Origin of the sequence: Aeromonas sp. HMWF014, from assembly GCF_963878295.1 — a bacterium.
GTDB classification, from domain to species: domain Bacteria; phylum Pseudomonadota; class Gammaproteobacteria; order Enterobacterales; family Aeromonadaceae; genus Aeromonas; species Aeromonas popoffii.
In genome coordinates this window covers 1-3,604 of record NZ_CAWNYS010000380.1, presented here as the reverse complement: position 1 = coordinate 3,604, position 3,604 = coordinate 1, and the positions used below count along the sequence as shown (strand labels likewise).

Annotated in this window: 2 protein-coding genes and 1 pseudogene; all 3 read left to right on the top strand. The window is 63.1% G+C overall.

Features of this window, described 5'->3' with window-relative positions:
* Positions 1–116 (top strand): annotated as a pseudogene (locus AAC083_RS15580) (BadF/BadG/BcrA/BcrD ATPase family protein); the annotation flags it as partial.
* 160 nt (positions 117–276) lie between these two features.
* Positions 277–2,142 carry a beta-N-acetylhexosaminidase gene (locus tag AAC083_RS15575; RefSeq protein ID WP_108537068.1) on the top strand — a complete coding sequence of 622 codons (1,866 nt, stop codon included), beginning with the start codon at positions 277–279 and terminating at the stop codon, positions 2,140–2,142.
* Between the two features lie 213 nt (positions 2,143–2,355).
* The coding region (locus tag AAC083_RS15570; RefSeq protein ID WP_108537067.1) for a methyl-accepting chemotaxis protein at positions 2,356–3,604 on the top strand (1,249 nt) is incomplete at its 3' end.

The following is a 3,604-nucleotide window of genomic DNA, read 5'->3' as shown; positions in this document are numbered from 1 at the left end:
GTATGCGCCTCGCCCCCCGGCTGGCGCACGTCAACCTCGTTCACCCGCAAGCCGATGCACTGGAGGGGGCCATCCTGTTTGCCCAGTCGGAGGCGTTCCCATGTCTGCACTGCTGAGCCTTGTCCAATTCGATCTGCCCGCAGGCGGGGACAGGATCCCCCTCTGCCCGCTTCAGGGGGCGCCCATCTCCGCACTCAGGATCCCTCCCCGCGTTGACCAGTACCACAAGGAGATGATCGCCCTGTTTGTTCCCTTAACTCCCTCAGAGGAATTTGCATGTCTGCACCCCTGATCCACACCCAGGTTGAGCGGCACGATGGCAAGGACGTCTGGTTCCGCTTTAGCCTGAGCCAGCTGCCGGCAGCCCACTGGAAGCTCCACTTCTGCCTGGCGCGTCACATAGATCCCGCCTCCCTCGAAGGTGCCAGACTGGAACGCCAGAGCGGCAGCTACAAGGTGCTGATCCCGGCGGAGGGGCAACGGGAGCTGCGTTTTTGCTGTCGCAACACCCCCATCAAGAAACTCTCCGACATGCCACGCGGCTTCTTCCTGAGCCTGCCCGAGGCCAGCACAGGCCCCCAGCTGATGCCTGTGGTGCTGGCCGATGAGGATCTTGGCCTGCCGCCAAGCGGGCCCAACGCCCCGGATCTGCCCAAGGTCGAGCCCCTCGCTGGCATAGTGCCCCAGCCGGATCAGCGGGTGCTGCTGGAGGGCAACTTCCGGCTGGCAGAGCGGGCCCATGTCAGCGGGCCCGGGTCGCTTACCACCCTGCTGGACCATTTCAACGAGCTGACCGGGCTCGCGCTGGAACAGGATCATGATGGGGAGATCCGGCTGCTCGAGGAGCCCCTGGCTAGCGAGGCCTATCGCCTCACCATCACGCCGGAAGGGGTGACCATAGCCGCAGCTGGCGAGGCTGGCTGGCGCCACGGTCTGGTGAGCCTGGCACAGTGGTATCTGCAACATGGGGAGAGCCTGCCCTGCATCGAGCTGGTCGATGCCCCCCGCTTTGGCTTTCGCGGCATCTTCCTCGACTGTGCCCGCCACTTTCACACCCTGGCCACCCTCAAGCGCCTGCTCAAGCTGATGAGCCTCTACAAGTTCAACCGCTTCCACTGGCACCTGACCGATGACGAGGGGTGGCGGCTCGAGATCAAGGCCTTCCCGCAGTTGACCGAGCTAGCCGCCTGGCGCGGCCACGATCTGCCTGTGGGGCCCCAGCTCAGCGGCGGCGCCGAACCCTATGGCGGCTACTACACCCAGAGCGAGGTGAAGGAGCTGGTGAGCTATGCCAGTGAGCTCGGCATCACCGTCATTCCCGAGATCGACATTCCGGGCCACTGCCACGCCGCCATCAAGGCGCTGCCGGAGCTGCTAGTGGAAGAGGCTGATCGCTCCCGCTACCGCTCGGTGCAATATTTCGATGACAACGTGCTCAATCCGGCCCTACCCGGCACCTATGCGTTTCTGGAAGCAGTGATCGACGAGGTGTGCGAGCTATTCCCCGATCCGCAGATCCACATGGGGGGTGACGAAGTGCCGACCGGAGTCTGGACCGGCAGCCCGGCCTGCCAGCAGCTGATGCAACAAGAGGGGTATCAGGATTGCAGTGAGCTACAGGGCCACCTGCTGCGCCACTGCCAGCAATATCTGGCGGGCAAGGGCAAGCGGATGCTGGGCTGGGAGGAGATATTGCACGGTGACAAGGTGAGCCGGGATGCCACCATCTTTGCCTGGACCAGCTTCCAGGCAGGGCTGGATGCCGCTGCGGCGGGGTATCCCGTGGTGATGGCGCCTGCCCAGCACCTCTATCTGGATCTGGCCTGGAACCAGGATCCCGGCGAACCCGGCCTCTACTGGGCGGGCACCCTCAATCTGGAGCAGGTCTACTCGTGTGACCCTGCCCCAGCCGATTTCCATGCCAGCAATAATATACTCGGGGTGCTGAGCCCCTTGTGGTCGGAACTGGTGACCTCTCGTGACCGCCTCGACTATATGTTGTTCCCGCGCATGCTGGCCACCGCCGAGGTGGCCTGGAGCGACCCCGCCAGCAAGGCGTGGGATCACTTCGCCGCCCGCCTGCCGGGTCAGCTGCAGATCCTCGACCAGCTACAGGTGGGTTACCGAGTGCCACAGAAGTAGCATTACCTTCCTATCTGGCGACCTTTCGGTCGCCTTTTTTACCATCCACCAACAAAAAACCAACTTACCCCTACCATTCATCCACCATTGTTGGCAAAATTCAGCCCCTAATGAAGCCAACCTGGCACGCCCTGGCAAGCACCTGCAACCACACCCAGATCTGCCACAATAAAAACGACAAAACTATCAACAAGAACATCGGAGCGTATTCCTATGGCCCGCAGAGACGCCCATACCCTGGACAGCGAAGTGGAGTTTCCTGCCGACGAACAACTGGTTTCCACCACGGATCTGCGCGGGGTGATCACCTATGCCAACCCCGCCTTCTGCCGCATCGCTGGCTACCCCGTTGAAGAACTGGTCGGCCACAACCACAACCTGGTGCGACACCCCGACATGCCCAAGGCCGCTTTTGCCGATCTGTGGGCTCGCCTCAAGGAGGGCAAGCCCTGGCGCGGCATGGTGAAGAACCGCTGCAAGGATGGCCGTTACTACTGGGTCGACGCCTATGTGACCCCCATCTACGAGGGGGGCATAGTCAGCGGTTACCAGTCGGTACGCTGCAAACCGGAACCCCAGCTCAAGCGAGTCGCTAACCAGACCTATCAGGCTCTGCTCAAGGCGGAGCGCGGCTCGACCAGCAGCCTTCCCTCCTTCAGCCACGTACGCCTGCCGGTGCTGGGCCTGCTGTTGCTCGGCTTGCTCGGCTGGGCCTTTGTCAGCAAGGGCGCCATGGCTGCCCTGCTGATGCTGCTGCCCCTGCTGCTCATAGGTGGCGCTTACTGGCGCGAGCTCTTTGCGCTGCCGCTCTATCTGCAGCAGCTCGGCCGCGAATACGACAGCCTGACCCGGCTGGTTTACTCGGGCGACGGCCCCGGCGCCATCGCCGACTTTCACATCAAGATGCTGCAGGCCCGCATCCGTACCGTGCTGGGCCGGGTCAACGATGCAACCCACCCCCTGCAGACCCTGGCCACCAACCTGAAACAGGCGTCCCATCAGGCCTGCCTCGACATCAACGAGCAGAATGCCCAGACCCAGCAGATGGCTGCCGCCATGACCCAGATGGCCAGCACGGCCCACGAGATCGCCCACAACATTCAGGACTCCAACGGTCAGGTCAACGAGGCTCGCAGCCGCTGCGAACACACCAACCAACAGCTGAGCCAGACAGAACAACGCATCGAGCAGCTTGCCAAACAGGCGGAGCTGGCGTTCAACTCTGCGGTGGAGCTGGCCAGCGAATCGGAGCGGATCGGCAGCGTGATGGGCGAGATCCAGGGCATAGCCGACCAGACCAACCTGCTGGCCCTCAATGCAGCCATCGAGGCAGCGCGGGCCGGTGAGCAGGGCCGCGGCTTTGCTGTGGTGGCCGACGAGGTGCGCACCCTGTCGACTCGCACCCACAAGGCAACCGAGCAGATCCAGGGCAGCATACATCAGATCCTGCACACTCTGGGAC

What these genes read in the sequence shown, in the direction of transcription:
- AAC083_RS15575 (WP_108537068.1), top strand. Translation starts at nt 277, where the DNA reads ATGTCTGCACCCCTGATCCACACCCAGGTTGAGCGGCACGATGGCAAG.